The sequence below is a fragment of the Pseudomonas shirazensis genome, from assembly GCF_050496565.1.
Classification (GTDB): domain Bacteria; phylum Pseudomonadota; class Gammaproteobacteria; order Pseudomonadales; family Pseudomonadaceae; genus Aquipseudomonas; species Aquipseudomonas shirazensis_A.
The window spans coordinates 503,032-524,716 of record NZ_JBNWAE010000001.1; the positions used below are offsets into that span (position 1 = coordinate 503,032).

24 protein-coding genes are annotated in these 21,685 nt (G+C 62.1%); 15 read left to right on the plus strand and 9 right to left on the minus strand.

All coding sequences use genetic code 11. The annotated features are described in order from the left end of the window. Nucleotides 1-90: 90 nt before the first annotated feature. Nucleotides 91-1,584, minus strand: coding sequence for an aldehyde dehydrogenase (locus ACQZ2L_RS02210; RefSeq protein WP_430324551.1), 1,494 nt, complete (start codon nt 1,582-1,584; stop codon nt 91-93). A gap of 197 nt (nt 1,585-1,781) precedes the next feature. On the opposite strand from ACQZ2L_RS02210, the gene ACQZ2L_RS02215 reads away from it, so the two are divergent. Both ACQZ2L_RS02215 and ACQZ2L_RS02220 read left to right on the plus strand, forming a co-directional pair. Further along, nucleotides 1,782-2,141, plus strand: coding sequence for a cupin domain-containing protein (locus ACQZ2L_RS02215; protein ID WP_430324552.1), 360 nt, complete (start codon nt 1,782-1,784; stop codon nt 2,139-2,141). A 96-nt stretch (nt 2,142-2,237) separates the two neighbouring features. Beyond that, nucleotides 2,238-2,438: a hypothetical protein gene (locus tag ACQZ2L_RS02220; protein WP_430324553.1), complete on the plus strand. Its 201-nt coding sequence runs from the start codon at nt 2,238-2,240 to the stop codon at nt 2,436-2,438. Between the two features lie 135 nt (nt 2,439-2,573). Here ACQZ2L_RS02220 and rpmG read toward each other — a convergent pair whose 3' ends face one another. Both rpmG and rpmB read right to left on the minus strand, forming a co-directional pair. Next, nucleotides 2,574-2,729 carry a 50S ribosomal protein L33 gene (rpmG, locus tag ACQZ2L_RS02225; protein WP_021702025.1) on the minus strand — a complete coding sequence of 52 codons (156 nt, stop codon included), beginning with the start codon at nt 2,727-2,729 and terminating at the stop codon, nt 2,574-2,576. Nucleotides 2,730-2,740: 11 nt separating this feature from the next. Continuing rightward, nucleotides 2,741-2,977 carry a 50S ribosomal protein L28 gene (rpmB, locus tag ACQZ2L_RS02230; protein WP_101322893.1) on the minus strand — a complete coding sequence of 79 codons (237 nt, stop codon included), beginning with the start codon at nt 2,975-2,977 and terminating at the stop codon, nt 2,741-2,743. Nucleotides 2,978-3,338: 361 nt separating this feature from the next. Here rpmB and ACQZ2L_RS02235 point away from each other — a divergent pair, with 361 nt between their 5' ends. Beyond that, a complete protein-coding gene (locus ACQZ2L_RS02235) occupies nt 3,339-4,931 on the plus strand; it encodes an ABC transporter substrate-binding protein (protein WP_430324554.1) in 1,593 nt (530 codons plus the stop codon). A gap of 157 nt (nt 4,932-5,088) precedes the next feature. Here the strand turns inward: ACQZ2L_RS02235 and radC are convergent, their stop codons facing one another. Beyond that, complete coding sequence (gene radC, locus ACQZ2L_RS02240; protein ID WP_430324555.1) at nt 5,089-5,769, minus strand: RadC family protein; 681 nt, start codon at nt 5,767-5,769, stop codon at nt 5,089-5,091. A 123-nt stretch (nt 5,770-5,892) separates the two neighbouring features. On the opposite strand from radC, the gene coaBC reads away from it, so the two are divergent. The 7 genes from coaBC (at nt 5,893) to ACQZ2L_RS02275 (ending at nt 11,936) form a co-directional block, all read left to right on the plus strand. Beyond that, nucleotides 5,893-7,104 carry a bifunctional phosphopantothenoylcysteine decarboxylase/phosphopantothenate--cysteine ligase CoaBC gene (gene coaBC / locus ACQZ2L_RS02245; RefSeq protein WP_101322890.1) on the plus strand — a complete coding sequence of 404 codons (1,212 nt, stop codon included), beginning with the start codon at nt 5,893-5,895 and terminating at the stop codon, nt 7,102-7,104. A 5-nt stretch (nt 7,105-7,109) separates the two neighbouring features. Beyond that, the gene (dut, locus tag ACQZ2L_RS02250; RefSeq protein WP_430324556.1) at nt 7,110-7,565 is read left to right on the plus strand and encodes a dUTP diphosphatase; all 456 of its coding nucleotides are present in this window, start codon (nt 7,110-7,112) and stop codon (nt 7,563-7,565) included. A 113-nt stretch (nt 7,566-7,678) separates the two neighbouring features. After that, on the plus strand, nt 7,679-9,076 hold the full coding sequence (locus ACQZ2L_RS02255) for a phosphomannomutase/phosphoglucomutase (RefSeq protein WP_430324557.1): 1,398 nt from the start codon (nt 7,679-7,681) through the stop codon (nt 9,074-9,076). Nucleotides 9,077-9,105: 29 nt separating this feature from the next. Beyond that, nucleotides 9,106-10,017 carry an acetylglutamate kinase gene (gene argB / locus ACQZ2L_RS02260; RefSeq protein WP_150571447.1) on the plus strand — a complete coding sequence of 304 codons (912 nt, stop codon included), beginning with the start codon at nt 9,106-9,108 and terminating at the stop codon, nt 10,015-10,017. Nucleotides 10,018-10,197: 180 nt separating this feature from the next. Continuing rightward, on the plus strand, nt 10,198-10,878 hold the full coding sequence (locus tag ACQZ2L_RS02265) for a CsgG/HfaB family protein (RefSeq protein ID WP_430324559.1): 681 nt from the start codon (nt 10,198-10,200) through the stop codon (nt 10,876-10,878). 30 nt (nt 10,879-10,908) lie between these two features. Then, the gene (locus ACQZ2L_RS02270; RefSeq protein WP_430324560.1) at nt 10,909-11,280 is read left to right on the plus strand and encodes a DUF4810 domain-containing protein; all 372 of its coding nucleotides are present in this window, start codon (nt 10,909-10,911) and stop codon (nt 11,278-11,280) included. Next, nucleotides 11,277-11,936 (plus strand): DUF799 domain-containing protein, encoded by a 660-nt coding sequence (locus ACQZ2L_RS02275; protein ID WP_430324561.1) that lies wholly within the window; start codon nt 11,277-11,279, stop codon nt 11,934-11,936. The genes ACQZ2L_RS02270 and ACQZ2L_RS02275 overlap by 4 nt, the downstream gene beginning before the upstream one ends. A 151-nt stretch (nt 11,937-12,087) precedes the next feature. On the opposite strand, the gene pyrE is transcribed toward ACQZ2L_RS02275, so the two are convergent. Continuing rightward, nucleotides 12,088-12,729 (minus strand): orotate phosphoribosyltransferase, encoded by a 642-nt coding sequence (gene pyrE, locus ACQZ2L_RS02280; protein ID WP_314875162.1) that lies wholly within the window; start codon nt 12,727-12,729, stop codon nt 12,088-12,090. An 81-nt stretch (nt 12,730-12,810) separates the two neighbouring features. On the opposite strand from pyrE, the gene ACQZ2L_RS02285 reads away from it, so the two are divergent. Continuing rightward, complete coding sequence (locus ACQZ2L_RS02285) at nt 12,811-13,590, plus strand: exodeoxyribonuclease III (RefSeq protein WP_101322882.1); 780 nt, start codon at nt 12,811-12,813, stop codon at nt 13,588-13,590. A gap of 146 nt (nt 13,591-13,736) precedes the next feature. Here ACQZ2L_RS02285 and rph read toward each other — a convergent pair whose 3' ends face one another. Further along, nucleotides 13,737-14,459 (minus strand): ribonuclease PH, encoded by a 723-nt coding sequence (gene rph, locus ACQZ2L_RS02290; protein ID WP_430324562.1) that lies wholly within the window; start codon nt 14,457-14,459, stop codon nt 13,737-13,739. A 225-nt stretch (nt 14,460-14,684) separates the two neighbouring features. Between rph and ACQZ2L_RS02295 the strand changes: the two genes are divergently transcribed. Continuing rightward, on the plus strand, nt 14,685-15,548 hold the full coding sequence (locus ACQZ2L_RS02295) for a YicC/YloC family endoribonuclease (protein ID WP_430324563.1): 864 nt from the start codon (nt 14,685-14,687) through the stop codon (nt 15,546-15,548). 13 nt (nt 15,549-15,561) lie between these two features. Beyond that, a complete protein-coding gene (gene gmk, locus ACQZ2L_RS02300; RefSeq protein WP_150572514.1) occupies nt 15,562-16,191 on the plus strand; it encodes a guanylate kinase in 630 nt (209 codons plus the stop codon). A gap of 34 nt (nt 16,192-16,225) precedes the next feature. Here gmk and ACQZ2L_RS02305 read toward each other — a convergent pair whose 3' ends face one another. From ACQZ2L_RS02305 to ACQZ2L_RS02315, 3 genes are all read right to left on the minus strand, one after another. Next, nucleotides 16,226-17,773, minus strand: a complete 1,548-nt coding sequence (locus tag ACQZ2L_RS02305) for an APC family permease (protein WP_430324564.1) — start codon at nt 17,771-17,773, stop codon at nt 16,226-16,228. A 109-nt stretch (nt 17,774-17,882) separates the two neighbouring features. Next, nucleotides 17,883-18,656 (minus strand): gamma-glutamyl-gamma-aminobutyrate hydrolase family protein, encoded by a 774-nt coding sequence (locus tag ACQZ2L_RS02310; protein ID WP_430324565.1) that lies wholly within the window; start codon nt 18,654-18,656, stop codon nt 17,883-17,885. A 4-nt stretch (nt 18,657-18,660) separates the two neighbouring features. Further along, complete coding sequence (locus ACQZ2L_RS02315; RefSeq protein WP_103435549.1) at nt 18,661-20,043, minus strand: glutamine synthetase family protein; 1,383 nt, start codon at nt 20,041-20,043, stop codon at nt 18,661-18,663. Between the two features lie 208 nt (nt 20,044-20,251). On the opposite strand from ACQZ2L_RS02315, the gene ACQZ2L_RS02320 reads away from it, so the two are divergent. Both ACQZ2L_RS02320 and rpoZ read left to right on the plus strand, forming a co-directional pair. Next, nucleotides 20,252-21,127: a LysR family transcriptional regulator gene (locus ACQZ2L_RS02320; protein ID WP_101322875.1), complete on the plus strand. Its 876-nt coding sequence runs from the start codon at nt 20,252-20,254 to the stop codon at nt 21,125-21,127. Nucleotides 21,128-21,383: 256 nt separating this feature from the next. Next, on the plus strand, nt 21,384-21,647 hold the full coding sequence (gene rpoZ, locus ACQZ2L_RS02325) for a DNA-directed RNA polymerase subunit omega (protein WP_101322874.1): 264 nt from the start codon (nt 21,384-21,386) through the stop codon (nt 21,645-21,647). Nucleotides 21,648-21,685: the final 38 nt, after the last annotated feature.

The following is a 21,685-nucleotide window of genomic DNA, read 5'->3' on the forward strand; positions in this document are numbered from 1 at the left end:
GCAAAGCCCGCCCCCAAAGGTACGGCGCAGTCACTGAGACTGACGCCGAACCGCCGGGAGCGGGCTTGCCCGCAGACGCTACCTAGAGGATTACAGCTTGATCCAGGTCGCCTTCAGCTCGGTGTACTTCTCCAGTGCGTGCAGCGACTTGTCACGGCCGTTGCCCGACTGCTTGAAGCCACCAAACGGCGCGGTCATGTCGCCGCCGTCATACTGGTTGACCCACACGCTGCCAGCACGCACGGCGCGAGCGGTCTTGTGCGCCTTGGAGATGTCCGAGGTCCAGATGCCTGCGGCCAGGCCGTATGGCGTGTCGTTGGCGATGGCGATGGCTTCTTCGGCGGTGTCGAAGCTGATCACCGACAGCACTGGGCCAAAGATCTCTTCCTGGGCGATCTTCATGGCGTTGGTCACGCCGTCGAAGATGGTCGGCTGCACATAGGTGCCACCGGTTTCTTCAAGGATGCGCTTACCACCGGCGACCAGCGTGGCGCCGTCCTGATGGCCGGCATCGATATACGACAGCACGGTGTTCATCTGCTGAGTGTCGACCAGCGCACCTACGGTGGTCGCTGGGTCCAGCGGGTTGCCTGGGGTCCAGGCCTTGAGCGCTTCGACGACCATAGGCAGGAACTTGTCCTTGATCGAACGCTCGACCAGCAGACGCGAACCGGCGGTGCAGACCTCGCCCTGGTTGAAGGCGATGGCGCTGGCAGCGGCTTCGGCAGCGGCTTGCAGGTCCGGTGCGTCGGCGAAGACGATGTTCGGGCTCTTGCCACCGGCTTCCAGCCAGATGCGCTTCATGTTCGACTCGCCGGCATAGATCATCAACTGCTTGGCGATCTTGGTCGAGCCGGTGAATACCAGGGTATCGACGTCCATATGCAGGGCCAGCGCCTTGCCCACGGTGTGGCCGTAGCCTGGCAGCACGTTGAGCACGCCAGCCGGGATGCCCGCTTCAATTGCCAGCTGGGCAATGCGAATGGCCGTCAGCGGCGATTTTTCGGATGGCTTGAGCACCACCGAGTTACCGGTCGCCAGCGCCGGGCCGAGCTTCCAGCAGGACATCAGGAGCGGGAAGTTCCACGGTACGATGGCGCCGACCACACCAACCGGCTCGCGGGTCACCAGACCAAGCTGGTCGTGCGGGGTTGGCGCGACTTCGTCGTAGACTTTGTCGATGGCCTCGGCATTCCAGTGCAGGGCTTGCGCCGCACCGGGGATGTCGATGCTGGAGGAGTCGCTGATCGGCTTGCCCATGTCGAGGGTCTCGAGCAGGGCCAGCTCTTCGACATTGCTGCGCAGCAGCTCGGCGAAGCGGATCAGTTTGGCCTTGCGCTTGGCTGGCGCCAGACGCGACCAGACGCCAGACTCGAAGGTAGCACGGGCGTTTTCAACAGCGCGGTTGGCGTCGGCCACGTCGCAGCTGGCAACCTTGGCCAGGAAGCGTCCGTCCACCGGGCTCAGACAGTCGAAGGTCTGGCCGGAAACGGCGCCGGTATACTCGCCATTGATGAAGGCGCGGCCTTCGATCTTCAGTTGTTGGGCACGCTGTTCCCAGTCTGCACGCGTCAGGGTGGTCATAGGAAACTCCTCCTCTTGTTAAGGTGCAGCGCCGCACTGAGGATTCTCGGGCGCTGGCAAAAATTCTGGCCGGGCGACAAGCGCACGCGGGCAGGAGTTACCCTAAACCAGCCCGGGTAAACTATCAATATATTTGACACCAAAGGCCCAAACGCCTACAGATGTTAATTTTATTAAACAACAACAGGGTTTGACCGATGACCATCTCCAGCATTATCGACTTCGCCCAGGTCCTCACCGAAGCAGAACGCTATCGCCCGGCGGCCGAGAAAATCCTCAAGGGCGAGCCGGATCAGGCTGTCTACAACCACTACTCCAGCCCATGCGGTCAGTTTGCGGCGGGCGTGTGGGAAGGCGCGGTCGGCCAATGGACGGTGAATTACACCGAACATGAGTACTGCGAGATCGTCCACGGCGTATCGGTGCTGCGTGACCAGGCCGGCGATGCGAAGACGCTGCGTGCAGGTGACCGATTCGTCATTCCGGCAGGCTTCCAGGGTACCTGGGAAGTACTTGAGCCCTGCCGCAAGATTTACGTGATGTTCGAGCAGAAGTAAGTCACGCCATGGCGTGGTGAACATGTACCGCTGATCGGCAAGCGCTGCAGTGAATCATGCAAGCGTCCAATTTCGGACACTTCAAGGAGATTCACCATGACCACCGACATCCTCGGCCCTGCTCGTCACGTCATCGGCTCGCGTTATGTAGAAAGCGTCAAAGCCTACATTCTCGAGCTCACCGACCTGCATATCGCAGTCGGCCCCAACGACATCAGCACCATGGATATACGCACCGACCGCGTACTTATCCAGGCTGATGGCGACAACTGCATCACTGGCCTGGTGATTTCCTGAGCCCGCCGGGCAGGTCTTGAGCAAGGCGCTATTGCCGCTGACCAGCGCCTTGCCTGAACGATATCTGCCCAGCCATTCAGGCAAAAAAAAACCCGCTTCCGTGAGGAAGCGGGTTTTTTTCGGTCGCCGGATCAATTACTTGATCTTGGCTTCCTTGTAGGTCACGTGCTTACGGACGACCGGATCATATTTCTTGATCTCGATCTTGTCCGGGGTGGTGCGCTTGTTCTTGTCAGTGGTGTAGAAGTGGCCAGTGCCAGCACTCGATACCAGACGGATCAATTCACGCATGATGCTCTCCCTTAAACCTTGGCGCCAGCACGGCGAATTTCAACCAGAACGACATCAATGCCGCGCTTATCGATGATACGCATGCCTTTGGCGGAAACGCGCAGACGCACGAAACGCTTCTCGGATTCAACCCAGAAACGGTGGTGCTGCAGGTTTGGCAGGAAACGACGACGGGTTTTGTTGTTTGCGTGGGAAATGTTATTCCCAGTCACCGGACCCTTACCGGTAACTTGACAGACTCTCGACATGCCTCAGCCCTCTAAAACCACATGCCCAACCCGGCATGGGTTGGCCGCTTAATCTCTCAGTCTATGGCGCTAGGCGCCGTGTTTCCGGGGGTCTTATCAACCTGATCCGCTTTCGCGACAGAGCGAGCCCCTAGAAAAGAGCGCTGCTTTATATCAGAAAGACTCGGCCACAACAACAGAAAATGACTTTCTGCAGCAGGCCAAGCGAGTGCGGCAAGCATAACGACTAGGGTTGCCGGCTGTCGACCGCTCGTCGCTAGGTTTGTAAAAAAGGGTGTGGTCATTTGTCAGTTCGCACACTAGGGTAGGACATTTCCAGACTGCACCGGCAGATGGGTCACTGATCAGCCAAGGACTTTACATGCGCGCCGCCGCTCGTTCCCTGTTGTTTTCATCCAGCCTGCTGCTGGCCGGCCTCGCCCAGGCCGCACCACTGGTGGTGTGTACCGAAGCCAGCCCGGAAGGCTTCGACGTGGTGCAGTACAACTCGCTGACCACCACCAATGCCTCGGCCGATGTGCTGATGAACCGTCTGGTCGAATTCGATGCCAAGCAGGGCAAAGTGGTGCCAAGCCTGGCGCTGAGCTGGACTGTCTCGGCCGACGGCCTGGTGTACGACTTCAAGCTGCGTGACGACGCCAAATTCCACAGCACCGCCTACTTCAAGCCTAGCCGGGCCCTGAACGCCGACGATGTGCTGTTCAGCTTCCAGCGCATGCTCTACCCGGCCCACGCCTGGCACAAGACCGCCCCTGGCGGTTACCCGCACGCGCAGTCGCTGCAGCTGGGCAGCCTGATCAAATCGATCGATGCCAGCGACCCGCACACCGTGCGCTTCACCCTGAGCCACCCGGATGCGACCTTCCTGGCCACCCTGAGCATGGGCTTTGCCTCGATCTACTCGGCTGAATATGCCGACCAGCTGCTCAAGGCAGGCACCCCGGAGAAGCTCAACACGCAACCGATAGGTACCGGCCCGTTCATATTCAAACGCTTCCAGAAGGACGCGCAGGTGCGCTACGAGGCCAACCCTGAGTACTTCGACGGCAAACCTGCGGTCGGGCCGCTGATCTACGCGATCACCCCGGACGCCAACGTGCGCCTGCAGAAACTCAAGCGCAACGAATGCCAGGTGGCGCTTTCGCCCAAGCCGTTGGACATCACTGCGGCCAGCGAGGACGACAAGCTCAAGGTCGAGTCCACCCCTGCCTTCATGACCGCCTTTGTCGCCATCAACAGCCAGCATCCGCCGCTGGACAAGCCCGAGGTGCGTCAGGCGATCAACCTCGCCTTCGACAAGTCGAGTTACCTCAAAGCCGTGTTCGAGGGCACCGCAACCGCCGCCAACGGCCCTTACCCGGCCAATACCTGGAGCTACGCCAAGGACCTGCCCGGCTATCCGACCGACCTGAAAAAAGCCCAGGCGCTGCTGGCCAAGGCGGACCTGCCAGACGGTTTCAGCACCACAATCTGGACTCGCCCGTCGGGCAGCCTGCTCAACCCCAATCCCAACCTCGGCGCACAGATGCTGCAGGCGGACCTGGCCAAGATCGGCATCAAAGCCGAGATCCGCGTGATTGAGTGGGGCGAGCTGATCCGCCGCGCCAAAGCCGGTGAGCATGACTTGCTGTTCATGGGCTGGGCCGGCGACAACGGCGACCCGGACAACTTCCTCAGCCCGCAGTTTTCCTGCGCGGCGGTCAAGTCCGGGACCAACTTCGCGCGCTTCTGCGACAGCCGTCTGGACCAGCTGATCAACGCTGGCCGCACCACCAACGACCAAAGCGTGCGCAGCCGGCTGTATCAGCAGGCCCAGGCGCTGATCCAGCAGCAGGCTTTGTGGCTGCCGCTGGCTCACCCAACCGCCGCAACCCTGCTGGCCAAAGGCGTCGAGGGCTACCAGGTGAGCCCGTTCGGGCGGCTGGATTTCAGCAAGGTCACAGTCACCCGCTGATTCACGCGGTCCTTGTAGGAGCGGCCTTGTGTCGCGAAAGGCCAGCGTAGCTGGCCCGGCGATGTCAGTAGCGAAGCTGATATTTTGGGGGCGCTGCGCACCCCTTTCGCGACACAAGGCCGCTCCTACACCGAGCGTGTGGTAGCGGGACCCGCGCTTAGCCGCTGATCCAGCCCTCCTCGGCCATGGACAGCGGCTCGCCCTCGCCGATGATCAGGTGATCGAGCACACGCACATCGATCAGCGCCAGGCCGCGCTTGAGGGTCATGGTCAGGTGTACATCATCCTGGCTCGGCTCGCTGCTCCCGGAAGGATGGTTGTGGCAGATGATCAGCGCCGCGGCGTTGTGCACCAGCGAGCGCCGAACTACCTCACGCGGGTACACGCTGGCCCGGTCGATGGTGCCGCGAAAGAGGATCTCGAACGCCAACGGCCTGTGCTTGGAGTCGAGAAACAGGCAGCCAAATACCTCACTGTGTTCATGGCGCAGCATCGACTTCAGATAGCGCCGGACCGCCATTGGGCTTTCCAGCGCGGGGGCGCGCTCGATGGTCTCGTGCAGATAACGCCGCCCGGTCTCCAGCAGCGCCTGCAACTGCGCGTATTTCACCGGCCCCAGCCCAGGCTCACCGAGCACTGCGCTGCGCGGCGCCTCGAGAAACTGCCGAAGCCCGCCAAAGCGCGCCAGCAAACCCCGTGCAAGGTCGACTACATTGCGCCCGGCCACCCCCGAACCCAGCAGCACGGCGAGCAACTCGGCATCGGACAACGCCGCTGCACCGCGCTGTAACAGCTTTTCTCGCGGCCGCTCGTCAGCCGGCCATTCCCTGATGTTCATTACTGCTCCTTGAGTGCTGCTGCGGCGCGTTTAAGCCGTGTGTTAATCTATTTCGCTTCGAAAATGCGACGATCTGCCGCAGGCCCAATCGTCGTCATCCGCTTACTGAAAAAAGGCAAGCCTATGCAGCGGCTGTATCGCAAGCGCATCGTTCTCGGCGTCGGTGGCGGCATCGCCGCCTACAAGAGCGCCGAGCTGATTCGCCGACTCCTGGAACACGGCGCCCAGGTGCGCGTGGTGATGACCCACGGCGGCGCCGAGTTCATTACCCCGCTGACCTTGCAGGCGCTGTCTGGTCACCCGGTGCACATGGACCTGCTCGACCCTGCCGCCGAAGCGGCGATGGGCCACATCGAACTGGCCAAGTGGGCCGATCTGGTGCTGATTGCCCCGGCCACCGCCGACCTCATGGCGCGCATGGCCCAAGGCATGGCCAATGACCTGCTGACCACCCTGGTGCTCGCCACCGATGCCACCGTGGCCGTCGCTCCGGCGATGAATCAGGCGATGTGGCGCGACCCGGCGACCCAGGCCAATCTGGAACTGCTGCAAAGCCGTGGTATTCAGGTATTCGGCCCGGCTTCCGGCAGCCAGGCCTGTGGTGACGTTGGCCTTGGCCGCATGCTTGAAGCCACCGACCTGGCCTGGTGCGCCGCCGAGAGCTTCAAGCGCCAGGCACTGACCGGCAAGCACGTACTGATCACCGCCGGGCCGACCCAAGAGAACATCGACCCGGTGCGCTACATCACCAATCATAGCTCCGGCAAGATGGGTTTCGCTCTGGCCGAAGCGGCTGCCGAAGCCGGGGCTCGGGTAACCCTGGTGACAGGCCCGGTGCACCTGCAGACCCCCGACCGGGTCAACCGGATCGACGTGGTGAGCGCGCGGGACATGCTCGCGGCGTGCGAAGCCGCCATGCCCTGCGACCTGTTCATCGCCTCGGCTGCGGTAGCGGACTACCGCCCGGAAGTAGTCGCCACACAGAAGCTCAAGAAGGATCCTACGACCGGCGACGGCATGCTGCTGCAGATGGTGCGTAATCCGGATATCCTTGCGACCATTGCTGGCCGTGCCGACCGCCCGTTCAGCGTCGGCTTTGCCGCCGAGACCGAACACTTGCTCGATTACGCCACGCGCAAGCTCAAGGACAAGAACCTCGACCTGATCGTCGCCAATGATGTGGCCAACCCCAGCATCGGCTTCAACAGCGAGGAAAACGCCCTGACCGTGATCGATCGCCAGCAGCACCAGACCCTATTCGCGCAGACCAGCAAGGGCAAGATCGCCCGCCAGCTGGTTGCTTTTATCGCCGAACGACTCAAGCAGGTTCAATAAGTTACATGCACGCTCTTCAAGCCAAGATTCTCGACCCGCGCATCGGCGCCGAATTCCCCCTGCCGCAGTACGCCACGCCTGGTTCCGCCGGCCTGGACCTGCGCGCCATGCTGCAACAGGACACCGTGCTCGAGCCGGGCCAGACCCTGCTGATCCCGACCGGCCTGTCGATCTACATCGGCGATCCAGGCCTGGCAGCGTTGATCCTGCCGCGCTCGGGGCTGGGCCACAAACACGGCATCGTGCTCGGCAACCTGGTCGGTTTGATCGACTCGGATTACCAGGGCGAGCTGATGGTGTCGTGCTGGAACCGCGGCAATAGCGCGTTCACCATCAATGTTGGCGAGCGTATTGCACAGCTTGTCCTGGTACCTGTGGTACAAGCGCATTTCGACATCGTCGAGGCCTTCGACGAGAGCCAACGTGGCGCTGGCGGCTTCGGTCATTCGGGCAGCCAATAACGGCCAGAGAACCCTCGTTTGCGCCACGGATGGCGAACTCTCTGGCGAAAGTACCGTCCAAGCGTGCAGTTTGCGCCTACCCAGAAGCCTTAGACATTGGAGCTTTCCCAGAGATGAACGATATGGCCCAGCTGGTCCCTGCACTGCCTGAGAGCATCTTCCGCGCCTATGACATCCGCGGCGTGGTCGGCAAGACCCTGCACGCTGAAACCGCTTACTGGATCGGCCGTGCCATTGGCGCCCAGACCCTCGCTCAGGGCGAGCCGAATATCTCGGTTGGCCGTGACGGTCGCCTGTCCGGGCCGATGCTGGTCGAGCAACTGATCAAGGGCCTGGTCGAAGCCGGCTGCAAGGTCAGCGACGTTGGCCTGGTGCCAACCCCTGCCCTGTATTACGCCGCCAACGTGCTGGCCGGTACCTCCGGGGTGATGCTCACCGGTAGCCACAACCCGTCTGACTACAACGGCTTCAAGATCGTCATCGCCGGCGACACCCTCGCCAACGAGCAGATCCAGGCCCTGTTGACCCGCCTGAAAACCAACGACCTGAGCCGCGGCGAAGGCAGCGTCGAGCAGGTCGAGATCCTTCAGCGCTACCATCAGCAGATCGTTGGCGATGTGAAGCTGGCGAAGAAACTCAAGGTAGTGGTCGACTGCGGCAACGGCGCAGCGGGCGTGAATGCCCCGCAACTGATCGAAGCTCTGGGCTGTGAAGTAATCCCGCTGTTCTGCGAAGTCGACGGCAACTTCCCTAACCACCATCCGGATCCGGGCAAGCCTGAAAACCTGCAAGACCTGATCGCCAAGGTCAAGGAAACCGGCGCCGATATCGGCCTGGCCTTCGATGGCGACGGCGACCGCGTGGGCGTGGTGACCAACACCGGCAACATCGTCTACCCCGACCGCCTGCTGATGCTGTTTGCCCAGGACGTGCTTTCGCGCAACCCAGGCGCCGAGATCATCTTCGACGTCAAATGCACCCGTCGCCTGACCCCGCTGATCGAACAGCACGGCGGTCGCGCGCTAATGTGGAAGACCGGTCACTCGTTGATCAAGAAGAAGATGAAACTGACCGGGTCGCTGCTGGCTGGCGAAATGAGCGGGCACATCTTCATCAAGGAACGCTGGTTCGGCTTTGACGACGGCATCTACAGCGCCGCACGCCTGCTCGAGATCCTCAGCCAGGCCGAGCAGGACGCCGAGAGCCTGTTCGCTGCGTTCCCGAACGACATCTCTACGCCGGAAATCAATATTGATGTGACCGACGAGGGTAAATTCAGCATCATTGATGCACTGCAACGTGACGCCGACTGGGGTGAAGCCAACCTGACCACCATCGACGGTGTGCGGGTCGACTACGCCAAAGGCTGGGGCCTGGTCCGCGCCTCCAACACCACGCCGGTGCTGGTGCTGCGCTTCGAGGCCGACAGCGAGGCCGAATTGCAACGTATCAAGGATGTTTTCCGCGCGCAGTTGCTGCGGGTAGCCCCTGACCTGCAACTGCCGTTCTGACCGATTATCCGTACCCAATGGAGCCCTGCATGACCCTCGATCGCGAAGCCGCCTCCCATGTAGCCGAAGTCTTGTCCGAAGCGCTGCCTTACATCCGTCGCTTCGTCGGCAAGACGCTGGTGATCAAGTACGGCGGCAACGCGATGGAGAGCGAAGAGCTCAAGACCGGCTTTGCCCGCGACATCGTGCTGATGAAAGCGGTCGGCATCAACCCGGTGGTAGTGCATGGCGGTGGCCCGCAGATCGGTGACCTGCTCAAGCGTCTGTCGATCGAAAGCCACTTCATCGACGGCATGCGCGTGACCGACTCGGCGACCATGGACGTGGTCGAGATGGTGCTCGGCGGCCAGGTCAACAAGGACATCGTCAACCTGATCAACCGCCATGGCGGCAGCGCCATCGGCCTGACCGGCAAGGACGCCGAGCTGATCCGCGCGAAGAAGCTCAAGGTCAGCCGGCAGACACCAGAGATGACCTCGCCCGAGATCATCGACATTGGCCACGTTGGCGAAGTGGTCGGGGTCAACACCGATCTGCTCAACATGCTGGTGCGCGGGGACTTCATCCCGGTGATCGCGCCGATCGGTGTCGGCGCCAACGGTGAGTCGTACAACATCAACGCCGACCTGGTGGCGGGCAAGGTTGCCGAAGCGCTGAAGGCCGAGAAGCTGATGCTGCTGACCAACATTGCCGGCTTGATGGACAAGCAGGGCCAGGTCCTGACCGGCCTGACCACCGAGCAGGTCAACGAGCTGATCGCCGACGGCACCATCTACGGCGGTATGCTGCCAAAGATCAAATGTGCGCTGGAAGCGGTACAAGGTGGCGTGCAGAGCTCGCACATCATCGACGGTCGCGTACCGAACGCGGTGCTGTTGGAGATTTTCACCGACAGCGGCGTCGGCACCTTGATCACCAACAGCAAGCGCGCTTTGGCCTGATTTATTGGGGCTGCTTTGCAGCCCTTCGCGGCGGTCCGGCGTCCCGGTGAATCCGCTCCCACAAGTACAGCTCATGTCCCTGTGGGAGCGGGTTCACCGGGACGCCGGACCGCCACGAAGGGCTGCGCAGCGGCCCCGTAATACCCCTGCAAAAACTAATATCTACCCTGGAGAAAGCGCGTGAAATACGCATCACATGGACTCGTGCTGGCAGCCGTTCTGGCTGTTGGGTCCCTCGCCGGCTGCGCCACTGAAACGTCCAAAGCTGTTGCCGTGCAACAGGTCGAAAGCGTCAACCGCCCGTACAGCGGCCAACGCACCCCAATCGCTGTGGGCAAGTTCGACAACCGTTCCAGCTACATGCGCGGGATCTTCTCCGACGGCGTCGACCGCCTCGGCGGCCAGGCCAAGACCATCCTCATCACCCACCTGCAGCAGACCAACCGCTTCAATGTGCTTGATCGCGACAACATGGGCGAGATCCAGCAGGAAGCGACCATCAAGGGCATGGCGCAGAAGCTCAAAGGTGCGGATTTCGTGGTCACCGGTGACGTCACCGAGTTCGGCCGCAAAGAAGTCGGCGACCACCAGCTGTTCGGTATTCTGGGCCGCGGCAAGACCCAGATCGCCTACGCCAAAGTGGCGTTGAACATCGTCAATATCAGCACCTCGGAAGTGGTCTATTCGGCCCAGGGTGCCGGCGAGTACGCCCTTTCCAATCGCGAGATCATCGGCTTTGGCGGTACCGCCAGCTATGACTCCACGCTCAATGGCAAGGTCCTCGACCTGGCCATGCGCGAAGCAATCAACAAGATGGTCGACGCGATCGACAACGGCCAATGGAAGCCTCAGGCCCGATAGGCCGAGTTGCACGACAAGGAAGACACACTCATGAGCATCCTCCCTCAAGGCTGGCGCCTGGTCGCCGGCATTGCGCTGGGCAGCGTTCTGCTGACCGGCTGCGGCACCCCGCACAAACCGCTGTATCAATGGGAAAGCTACCAGCCGCAGGTCAATGAGTACTTCAAGGGCCAGGCCAAGGAAGAACAGGCCATCGCCCTTGAACGCGACCTGGAGAAGATCAAGGCCAAGAACGGCGCAGTGCCGCCGGGTTATCACGCGCAGCTGGGGCTGATCTATTCCAGCCTGGGCAAGGACGACCAGATGATTCAGCAGTTCCAGACTGAAAAGGCCTTGTTCCCCGAGTCGGCCAAGTACATGGACTTTCTCATGAACAACGCACGCAAGGGAGCCAAGCAATGATCAAGCGGATCACCCAACTGATCGTCGGCGCCTGCGTGCTGGCCTTGTTCGCCGGTTGCGCCGAGCGCCGCAGCGTGGACTACTCGGCGTACAAGCAGGCGCGGCCCAAGTCGATCCTGATTCTGCCGCCGCTGAACCAGTCGCCGGACGTCAAGGCTACCTACAGCATGCTTGCGCAGGTGACCTATCCGCTGGCCGAAGCGGGTTATTACGTGATGCCTGTGGCGCTGGTCGACGAGACGTTCCGCCAGAACGGCATGACTACGCCGTCGGATATCCATGAGCTGCCGACCAGCAAGCTGCAGGAGATCTTCGGCGCCGATGCCGGCCTGTACGTGACCGTGAGTGACTATGGCACCCGCTACATGGTGCTGAGCAGTGCGACCATCGTTACCGCCAGCGCCAAGCTGGTCGACCTGAAGAGCGGCACCACGCTGTGGACCGGTAGCGCGACGGCGTCCAGTGAAGAAGGTCGGCAGAACCAGGGTGGTCTGATCGGCATGCTGGTGATGGCGGCGGTCAACCAGGTCATCAGCAGCGTGCAGGATGACGCCGGCTACCCGATTGCCGGAATGACCAGCGCGCGGTTGCTGTCACCGTATCCGAACGGCGGCATCCTGTACGGTCCGCGTTCGCCCAAGTACGGTACTGACTAAGCACCCGACACCGCCCCCTGTAGGAGCGGCCTTGTGTCGCGAAAGGGTCGCGTAGCGGCCCCTAGATATATGCCGCACCGCAACATTGTCGGGCCCGCTTTGCGGGCCTTTCGCGACACAAGGCCGCTCCTACAAAGGCCGCGCAGGGCATTCAGATCCCGTATTGCGCGCGGTACGCCTCGACCGCTGGCAGGTGCTGCTTGAGCTGCGGATCGTCGGCGAGGAACTCGAGCACCTGGGTCAGCGAGACAATGCTGACCACCGGGATACCGAAGTCACGCTCCACTTCCTGGATCGCCGACAGCTCGCCGTTGCCACGCTCTTCGCGGTTGAGCGCGATCAGTACGCCAGCGGCCGTGGCCTGCTGGGCGCTGATGATCTGCATGACTTCACGGATCGCAGTACCGGCGGTGATCACGTCATCGATGATCAGCACATTGCCTTCCAGCGGCGCGCCGACCAGGCTGCCGCCTTCGCCATGGGCCTTGGCCTCTTTGCGGTTGAAGCACCACGGCACGTCCAGCTGATGCTGGTCAGCCAGGGCGACTGCAGTGGCCGAAGCCAGCGGGATACCCTTGTAGGCCGGGCCGAACAGCACGTCGAAGGGGATTTTGCTGTCGACGATGGCCGCCGCGTAGCAACGTCCCAACTGCGCCAGTGCCGAGCCGCTGTTGAACAGCCCCGCATTGAAGAAGTACGGGCTGGTACGCCCCGATTTCAGGGTGAATTCACCGAAGCGCAGAACGCCGCGATCGATGGCAAAACGGATGAAGTCGCGCTGATACGGCTGCATGAAAAAGTCCCAGACACCACGGATTTAGCTAAATGAGTTGAGCTCGGGTATCATACACGCACGAGATTTTTGGGGCCATTTATGCGGATCATCAGTGTGAACGTTAATGGCATTCAGGCTGCAGCCGAGCGTGGTTTGCTCAGCTGGCTACAAGCCCAGAATGCCGACGTCATCTGCCTTCAGGATACCCGCGCCTCGGCCTTTGAACTCGACGACCCAGCTTTCCAGCTCGATGGCTATTTCCTTTATGCCTGCGATGCAGAGGTGCCCGCCCAAGGTGGTGTGGCGCTCTACTCGCGGATGCAGCCCAAGGCAGTCATCACCGGCCTGGGCTTCGAGACAGCCGACCGCTACGGACGTTACCTGCAAGCAGATTTCGACAAAGTCAGTATTGCCAGCCTGTTGCTGCCTTCGGGCATGAACGGCGACGAAGACTTGAACCAGAAATTCAAGTTGATGGACGACTTTGGCAAGTATCTGGACAAACAGCGGCGCAAGCGTCGCGAATACATCTATTGCGGCTCGTTCTACGTGGCGCAGCAGAAGCTCGACATCAAGAACTGGCGCGACAGCCAGCAGTCGCCTGGTTTCCTGCCGCCCGAGCGGGCGTGGATGGATTCGATCGTGGGTGACATGGGCTATGTCGACGCGCTGCGTGAAGTCAGCCGCGAAGGCGATCAGTACAGCTGGTGGCCCGATAACGAACAGGCCGAGATGCTCAACCTGGGCTATCGCTTCGACTACCAGATCCTTACGCCGGGCTTGCGCCGCTTTGTGCGCAGTGCCCGCCTGCCGCGTCAGCCGCGGTTCTCTCAGCATGCGCCGCTGATTGTGGACTATGACTGGACTCTGACGATCTGATCCGCCATTGGGGGCGCTTTGCGCCCCTTTCGCGACACAAGGCCGCTCCTACAAAGGACCGCGTAGCCTTGGCAAACGCGGTTTCTGTAGGAGCGGCCTTGTGTCGCGAAAGGGCCGCGCAGCGGCCCCAACCGCTACCAACCCATTCAGTCAGCCAAAGCCGCATTCTGCAGGTCGTAGATCTCGTTCATGCCCTTTTGCGCCAGCGCCAGCATGGCGTTGAAGTCTTCCGGCTGGAACGGCGCACCTTCAGCGGTACCCTGCACTTCGATGAAGCCACCGGCGCTGGTCATGACCACGTTGAGGTCGGTCTCGGCCGCGGAGTCTTCCAGGTAATCCAGGTCGAGTACTGCTTCGCCCTGATACATGCCTACCGATACGGCAGCAATCATGTGCTTGAGCGGGTTGCCGCCCTTGAGGCCGCCGCGCTTCTTGATCACCGCCAGGGCATCGACCAGCGCGACCATGGCGCCAGTGATCGAGGCCGTGCGAGTGCCGCCGTCAGCCTGGATCACATCGCAGTCGACGTACAGGGTGAGGTCGCCGAGCTTGCTCATGTCCAGCGCAGCGCGCAGCGAGCGGCCGATCAGGCGCTGGATTTCGAGGGTGCGGCCACCCTGCTTGCCACGGCTGGCTTCGCGCTGGTTACGCTCACCGGTTGCACGCGGCAGCATGCCGTACTCGGCGGTCAACCAACCCTGGCCCTGGCCTTTGAGGAAGCGCGGCACGCCGTTTTCGACGCTGACCGTGCAGATGACCTTGGTGTCACCGAACTCGACCAGTACGGAGCCCTCGGCGTGCTTGGTGTAGTTGCGGGTGATGCGGATCGAGCGGAGCTGATCGGCGGCGCGACCACTTGGACGTTTCATTTGGGATACCTGTACTGGGATTCGAATCTGCCGAGCATTATAAAGCCCGCAGCCCGGCGAGGACATGCCTATCGTCGCAGGCGCCAGCCTGTCGGCTTCTCCAACCTTCGGCCAAGGCGATCGATGACATGGCCGAAATTGGGCGCACAGCCCACTCTGCGTTACAATCGCGCGCCTTGCAGCCTGACCCGGCTGCCCCATCATTCTTATGCGAGGTAGTCCGCCATGGTGCACAGCATGACCGCTTTTGCTCGCGTCGAGCGCGCCGGCAGCCAAGGCACTCTGGTCTGGGAGCTGCGCTCGGTCAACCACCGCTACCTGGAGCCGCACCTGCGCCTGCCAGAAGCCCTGCGCGAGCTTGAAAGCGCGGTGCGCGAAGGCCTGCGCCAAGGGCTGTCACGAGGCAAGATCGAATGCACCCTGCGCCTCAATGAAGACAGCACCGGCAAGCCGCTGCAGGTCGACCGCGAGCGCGCCGCGCAACTGGTCGCCGCCGCCGAAACCGTCGCCAGCCTGATCAAGCAGCCAGCGCCGCTGAACCCGCTGGAAGTACTCGCCTGGCCCGGCGTGCTGGTGGCCGATGCCAGCGACCCGCAGGCCCTCAATGCCGAAGCCATCGCCTTGTTCGACGAAGCGGTGCAGGAGCTCAAGGCCGGGCGCCAACGCGAAGGCCAGGAGCTGGCGCGGCTGATCAACGAGCGCCTCGACGGCATGGCCAGCGAAGTGACTACCCTGCGCGCCCTGGTGCCGCAGATGCTGGCGGTGCAGCGGCAGAAGATCCTCGATCGCTTCCACGACATGCAGGCCGAGCTCGACCCGCAGCGGCTGGAGCAGGAGATGGTCCTGCTCGCGCAAAAAAGCGACGTCGCCGAGGAGCTGGATCGCCTCAACACCCACATCACCGAAGTGCGCCGGGTGCTCAAGTCCGGTGGCGCTGCAGGTCGACGCCTGGACTTCCTCATGCAGGAACTCAACCGCGAAGCCAACACCCTTGGCTCCAAGGCATTCGACCCGCGCAGTACGCAGGCGGCGGTCAACCTCAAGGTGTTGATCGAGCAGATGCGTGAACAAGTACAGAACATCGAGTAAGGCCATCCCGACCATGAACCACTGCAGCGGCACTCTCTACATCATCTCGGCGCCATCTGGCGCGGGCAAGACCAGCCTGGTTACCGAACTCACGGCGATCACCCGGGAAGACACGCATATCCGCGTATCGGTCTCGCACACCACCCGTGCAATGCGACCGGGCGAAAAAGACGGGGTCAACTACCACTTCGTCGACCGCGAGCAGTTCCAGAGCCTGATCGACAAGGGTGACTTCATCGAGCACGCCGAGGTGTTCGGCAACTTCTACGGCACCTCCCGCAGCGCGCTGCAATCCACCCTGGATGAGGGCTTTGACCTGATTCTGGAGATCGACTGGCAGGGCGCTCAGCAAGTGCGCGAACTGATGCCCGATGCCTTGTCGATCTTCATCCTGCCGCCGAGCCAGGATGCGTTGCGCCAACGCCTGACCGGGCGCGGCCAGGACAGCGAAGAGATCATCGAAGGGCGCATGAAGGAAGCGGTCAACGAGATGGTTCACTACGACGAGTACGACTACGTGATCATCAATGATGATTTCGATGCGGCGCTGGCGGACATCAAGGCAGTGTTCCGCTCCAATCGCCTGCTGCTTGAAAAGCAAAAGCAGCGCCATGGTGCGCTGCTCGAGCAATTGGTTGGCTGATCTGTTTTGGGGCCGCTAGCGGCCCCAAATCACTTCACTCCTGCAACTGCAGCTTGGCCTGCTGCTGCAAGGTAGCGCCGAGGAAGAACGCCGGCAGGCGTAGCCGCGACAGCAGCATCAGGCAGATGCCCAGCAGCGAGATGATCGCCGCAATCACGAACACCAGCCCCAACCCACCCACATGCGAGCCGCTGCCAAAATCTGGCGACGCGCTGTCGATTGCCGTGCGCACGAAGATCACCGAGAGGATTGCGCCACCCAGCAGCGGGCAGACGCCGCGCATGAGGAAGTGCCGCAGGCTGCTGAACAGGCTCTGGCGGAAGTACCAGACGCAGGCAAACGCAGTCAGCGAGTAATAGAAGCAGATCATCATGCCCAGCGCGGTGATGGTGTCGGCCAGCACGTTCTCACTGAGGGTACGCATGGTCACGTAGAACAGTGCTGCGGCAATGCCCGCGCAAATGGTGGCATAGCGTGGCGTCTGCGAACGTGGGCAGACGTTGGCGAAACGCTTTGGCACCGCGCCGTAGTAACCCATCGCCAGCAATGTGCGCGCCGGCGAAACGAAGGTCGACTGCAACGACGCTGCAGTACTGGCCAGCACCGCGATCGACATGAGGATCGCCAACGGGCCCATGACCGGGCCGGCCAGGTGCGCGAAGACGTTTTCCTGAATGCGCGGGTTACCCAGGCCCAGGCCGACATCACTGATCCCGGCGAATTGCAGGGTGGCGATGGCGGTGAGCAGGTACAGGCAGAGAATCAACAGCACCGTCCAGGTCGCCGCTTTGCCCGGCACTTCATCGCTGCCGATCGACTCTTCGCTGACGGTCAGGCACACGTCCCAGCCCCAGAAGATGAAGATCGACAACGACAAGCCCGCAGCAAACGCCGAGAACGACTCGACCCCGAATGGGTTGAACCAGGCCAGGTCAAATGCCAGCGGTGGCGGCGCGGTGGTTTCACCGAAGGCAGCAAAGGCGAAGCCGATCAGCACCAGTAACTGCAAGGCGACCAGGCCGTACTGCACGGTCATGGTGGTGCCCATGCCGCGACAACAGATCCACACCGCCAGCGCGATGAACACGCAACAGGTGATGATGTTGATCGCCAGATTGTCGGCCAACGCGGCCAGCGATTGATCGCCAGTGATCTGCGCGAGGAACAGATAGAAGAAGTCCACCGCCACGCCAGCCAGGTTGGACAACACAATCGTGGTCGCCACCACCAGGCCCCAGCCGCCGATCCAGCCGATCATCGGGCCGAACGCGCGGGCCGACCAGGTGAACGAGGTGCCGCTGTCCGGCTCTGCCGCGTTCAGCTCACGGTAGCCGAGGGCAACCAACAGCATTGGCAGGAAACCGACAATGAACACGGCCGGCAGGTGCGCGCCAACCTCACGCACGGTCGGGCCAAGCGCGCCGGTCAGGGTGTAGACCGGGGCAATGGTGGAAATGCCCAGCACCACGCTGGCCAGCAAGCCCAGCCGGCCCTTGGCCAGGCCTTTGCTGGCGCGAGGGGCGCTGCCGTCTGAAGCGGCCGCCGCACCGGGCGGGCGGCCGTTGTCTGTGTTTTCGCTCATGAGTATTCGCCGTCGATATTGGTATTGTTTTCACAGACCGCTGAGGGTCCGCTTTCACTCATTGAAAGCTTGCTGTCGGGGGTGAGTCATCCGAGACCTTCGGCTGACGTCAGACTGTTTTCTGGCGTGAAACCTCCCGCACAGCATGGGCCTTGCAGGCCTCGCGAAACGCCTGGAACAGGCGCAGCGAGACCGGGTTTTCGGCGAAACGCCACTCCGGGTGCCACTGCACGCCGAGCACCAGGCCCGGCGCGTCCAGCATCGACACCGCTTCGATCAGGCCATCCGGGGCCCGTGCTTCGACACGCAGGCCACTGGCCAGGCGGTCGATACCCTGACTGTGCAGCGAGTTGACCTCGAACTGCTCAGGCAGGCCAAAACGCTCGAACAGCCCGCCCGCCTCAGTGCGCACCAGATGCCGAGGGCCGTATTGCTCCTCCAGCGGCGCGTCCTGCGGTTCGCGGTGGTCGAGGTAGCCAGGCAGCTCCTGCACGCGCTGGTGCAGGCTGCCGCCCAGGGCCACATTCAATTCCTGAAAGCCGCGGCAGATACACAGCACCGGCACGCCGGCGGCGATGGCTGCGCGCAGCAAAGGCAGAGTCAGGCGATCACGCGCCTGATCATGGCGGGTGCCGGCAACGCTGGCGGCGCCATTGTAGTGATGCGGCTCGACATTGGAAGGCGAGCCGGTGAAAACGATGCCATTGAGGATCGACAGCAGTGCCAGCGGGTCGCTGCCGACATCGCGCGCAGGCAGGATCAACGGGACCCCGGCAAAGCCGGCCGCCTCCACGTACTTGTCGCCAACAGTGTGCGAAGCATTCTTGCCGACCTGCTGGCGGCAGGCGCTGACACCGATCAGAGGGACCACGTTTGCGCTCATGGGCTTACACCGTGTGCAGGTACCAGTTGTACTCAAGGTCGGAAATCGACACCTCGAACTCGGCCTGCTCGCTTTCCTTGCAGGCGACGAAGATGTCGATGTAGTCCGGGCTGATGTATTGGTTGAGGATCTCGCTGTCATCCAGCGCGCGCAGGGCGTCGCGCAGGTTGTTCGGCAGGCTCTGTTCAAGCTGCTCGTAGGAGTTGCCCTCGATCGGCTCACCCGGCTCGAGCTGGTTGGTCAGGCCGTGGTGAATGCCGGCCAGGATCGACGCCATCATCAGGTACGGGTTGGCGTCGGCGCCGGCCACGCGGTGTTCGAGGCGCACTGCGTCACTGCTGCCGGTCGGCACGCGCACGGCCACGGTACGGTTGTCCAGGCCCCAGCTCGGCGCGTTGGGCACATAGAACTGCGCGCCGAAGCGGCGGTACGAGTTGACGTTCGGGCAAAGAAACGCCATCGACGCCGGCATGGTTTCCAGCACGCCGGCAATGGCGTGGCGCAGCGGCGCGCTTTCGAGCGGGTCTTCGCTGGTGAAGATGTTCTTGCCGGTCTTTTTGTCGAGCAGCGAGATGTGCACGTGCAGGCCGTTGCCAGCCTGGCCCGGATAGGGCTTAGCCATGAAGGTGGTGTCCATCTCATGGTCGTAGGCGACGTTCTTGATCAGGCGCTTGAGCAGGATCGCGTAGTCGCAGGCCTTCATCGGGTCGGCAACGTGATGCAGGTTGACCTCGAACTGCGCCGGGGCGCTTTCCTTGACGATGGCATCGGCCGGGATGCCTTGCTCGCGGGCGGCTTCGAGCATGTCCTGCAGGCAGTCGACGTACTCGTCGAGGTCGTCGATCAGGTACACCTGGGTCGATTGCGGGCGCTTGCCGGAGATCGGCGAGCGTGGCGGCTGCGGCCGGCCGTTGAGGTTGTCCTGATCGATCAGGTAGAACTCCAGCTCGAACGCGGCACAGATATCCAGGCCCAGATCGTCGAACTTGCTCACTACCTTGCGCAATACCTCACGCGGGTCGGCGAAAAACGGCTCGCCTTCGATCTCGTGCATGGTCATCAGCAGCTGCGCGGTTGGGCGCTTCTGCCAGGGCTCGTAGCACAGGGTGCCGGGGATCGGGTAGCAGACCCGATCGGCGTCGCCGATGTCCAGGCCCAGACCGGTGCTCTCCACAGTCGAGCCGTTGATATCGAGGGCGAACAACGACGCCGGCAAATTGATGCCGCGCTCGTAGACCTTGTGCAGGCTGGCACGCTCGATACGCTTGCCGCGAACCACGCCATTCATGTCGGAGATCAGCAGATCAACGTACTGGATGTCCGGATGCGCCTTGAGAAAGTCGGACATCTCGCTGGAAGTGCTGGCGCGCGGGTTTACCGACGTCATGGTGTACATCCTTTGGGTGTGGAGCGGCGATGTGGAGAGATACGGCTGGCGCCTTATGGGCGACGATGGATGCTGCTGTTGTTCTTTTCACTGTCCCATCGTGGGGATTGTCGGCCCGACGGAGTGCATTGATTCCCGCAGGCCGTTTCACTATAAAATGGCCTCAACGCAACAGACATTGGCATTTCGGCAAGCAGAGCGTGCACCAATGCAATATCAGATTACTCATGCCGACCTTTCATTGGTCCTGGCACTGGAGCGCGGTCGCTCCCTGGCCAAGGCCGCAGAGCTGCTGAAAGTCGACGTTTCGACGGTGTTCCGCTCGATTCGCCGCCTGGAGTCGGCGTTGGGCACCGCATTATTCGTCAAAAGCCGCAAAGGCTACCTGCCGACCGACACTGCCCAGGCCCTGGCCGAGCAAGCGGAACGTGCCGAGCTGGCGCTGGAAGCGGCAAGGATTGCCCTGACCAGCGGTGAGCAGGTGGTCAGCGGCACGGTGCGCCTGACCTGTACCGAGGCGGTTTTGCACAGCCTGCTGCTGCCGGCATTGGCGACGTTCATGCCCAACTACCCGGCGCTGTCGCTGGAGCTGGGCACCTCGAACACGTTCGCCAACCTCAGCCGGCGCGACGCCGATATTGCCCTGCGCCTGACCAACACCCCGCCTGAGCATCTGGTCGGGCGCTGCCTGGGCTCGACCTCCTACGTTATCTGCGGCCATGCCAGCCTGCGCGAGCGGCTCGAGCAGTCGGTCAGCAGCGTGGCCTGGATTGCGCCGGATGACTCGATGCAGGACCACCCCACCGTGGTCTGGCGCAACCAGCAGTATCCCGGCCTGAACCCGCGCTATCAGTGCAGCGGCATGTCGACCATTGCGCAGCTGGTGAGCACTGGCCTGGGCGTGGCAGCGCTGCCCGATTACATGGTGCACGACATGCCTGATGTCGAGGCGCTGAGCGCACCGCTGGCCGGTTGCGATACCCAGTTGTGGCTGCTGACACGCCCCGATTGCCGTGCGCTGCGCTCGGTGCAGACGCTGTTTGAGGAGCTGACCCCACATTTGCGTGCAGCATTGTTGCGATAAGCCGTTTGCGGCTGTTGTATTGCAGCCCCGGAACCCGTTATCGTCAGCGCTATCGAGGCGTCTGAAACGGTGCTTTCGCGCTGCGGGCCGGCCCTTGCAGGCCAGCCCAGAACGGCATGATCGAGGCAGTTTCAGGACTGACGGGCAAGGCTGGCTATAAAACAGCCCTTCCCTATTGGCTGGTGATTTTTTAAACTACCCAGTCCACCGCCCATTATGGGCTGTACGCCCTACCGCATTGCTACTGAGGAAGACCATGGCCCGCGTAACTGTAGAAGACTGCCTGGAACACGTGGATAACCGCTTTGAGCTGGTCATGCTCTCCACCAAGCGCGCCCGTCAGCTGGCCACCGGTGGTAAAGAGCCACGCGTTGCATGGGAAAACGACAAGCCTACCGTTGTTGCCCTGCGCGAAATCGCTGAAGGCATCATCACCAACGAATTCCTGGCTGCCGAAGAGATCGTCACCGAAGATCCGGTATTCGCCGCGTTCGAGGACGAGTCCAACGAGGCTGTCTGATTGATGCCAGGTCGACGTCGCGCGGCAACCGGACTTCT

Excerpts from the sequence above, each read along its gene's own strand:
- ACQZ2L_RS02255 (WP_430324557.1), top strand. The coding sequence starts at position 7,679 with ATGAACGATATGGCCCAGCTGGTCCCTGCACTGCCTGAGAGCATCTTC.
- argB (WP_150571447.1), top strand. The coding sequence starts at position 9,106 with ATGACCCTCGATCGCGAAGCCGCCTCCCATGTAGCCGAAGTCTTGTCC.
- ACQZ2L_RS02295 (WP_430324563.1), top strand. The coding sequence starts at position 14,685 with ATGGTGCACAGCATGACCGCTTTTGCTCGCGTCGAGCGCGCCGGCAGC.
- coaBC (WP_101322890.1), top strand. The coding sequence starts at position 5,893 with ATGCAGCGGCTGTATCGCAAGCGCATCGTTCTCGGCGTCGGTGGCGGC.
- ACQZ2L_RS02285 (WP_101322882.1), top strand. The coding sequence starts at position 12,811 with ATGCGGATCATCAGTGTGAACGTTAATGGCATTCAGGCTGCAGCCGAG.
- gmk (WP_150572514.1), top strand. The coding sequence starts at position 15,562 with ATGAACCACTGCAGCGGCACTCTCTACATCATCTCGGCGCCATCTGGC.
- ACQZ2L_RS02235 (WP_430324554.1), top strand. The coding sequence starts at position 3,339 with ATGCGCGCCGCCGCTCGTTCCCTGTTGTTTTCATCCAGCCTGCTGCTG.
- radC (WP_430324555.1), bottom strand. The coding sequence starts at position 5,769 with ATGAACATCAGGGAATGGCCGGCTGACGAGCGGCCGCGAGAAAAGCTG.
- rpoZ (WP_101322874.1), top strand. The coding sequence starts at position 21,384 with ATGGCCCGCGTAACTGTAGAAGACTGCCTGGAACACGTGGATAACCGC.
- ACQZ2L_RS02220 (WP_430324553.1), top strand. The coding sequence starts at position 2,238 with ATGACCACCGACATCCTCGGCCCTGCTCGTCACGTCATCGGCTCGCGT.
- ACQZ2L_RS02310 (WP_430324565.1), bottom strand. The coding sequence starts at position 18,656 with ATGAGCGCAAACGTGGTCCCTCTGATCGGTGTCAGCGCCTGCCGCCAG.
- ACQZ2L_RS02210 (WP_430324551.1), bottom strand. The coding sequence starts at position 1,584 with ATGACCACCCTGACGCGTGCAGACTGGGAACAGCGTGCCCAACAACTG.
- ACQZ2L_RS02320 (WP_101322875.1), top strand. The coding sequence starts at position 20,252 with ATGCAATATCAGATTACTCATGCCGACCTTTCATTGGTCCTGGCACTG.
- ACQZ2L_RS02315 (WP_103435549.1), bottom strand. The coding sequence starts at position 20,043 with ATGACGTCGGTAAACCCGCGCGCCAGCACTTCCAGCGAGATGTCCGAC.
- pyrE (WP_314875162.1), bottom strand. The coding sequence starts at position 12,729 with ATGCAGCCGTATCAGCGCGACTTCATCCGTTTTGCCATCGATCGCGGC.
- ACQZ2L_RS02305 (WP_430324564.1), bottom strand. The coding sequence starts at position 17,773 with ATGAGCGAAAACACAGACAACGGCCGCCCGCCCGGTGCGGCGGCCGCT.
- rpmG (WP_021702025.1), bottom strand. The coding sequence starts at position 2,729 with ATGCGTGAATTGATCCGTCTGGTATCGAGTGCTGGCACTGGCCACTTC.
- ACQZ2L_RS02275 (WP_430324561.1), top strand. The coding sequence starts at position 11,277 with ATGATCAAGCGGATCACCCAACTGATCGTCGGCGCCTGCGTGCTGGCC.
- ACQZ2L_RS02215 (WP_430324552.1), top strand. The coding sequence starts at position 1,782 with ATGACCATCTCCAGCATTATCGACTTCGCCCAGGTCCTCACCGAAGCA.
- ACQZ2L_RS02270 (WP_430324560.1), top strand. The coding sequence starts at position 10,909 with ATGAGCATCCTCCCTCAAGGCTGGCGCCTGGTCGCCGGCATTGCGCTG.
- rpmB (WP_101322893.1), bottom strand. The coding sequence starts at position 2,977 with ATGTCGAGAGTCTGTCAAGTTACCGGTAAGGGTCCGGTGACTGGGAAT.
- rph (WP_430324562.1), bottom strand. The coding sequence starts at position 14,459 with ATGAAACGTCCAAGTGGTCGCGCCGCCGATCAGCTCCGCTCGATCCGC.
- dut (WP_430324556.1), top strand. The coding sequence starts at position 7,110 with ATGCACGCTCTTCAAGCCAAGATTCTCGACCCGCGCATCGGCGCCGAA.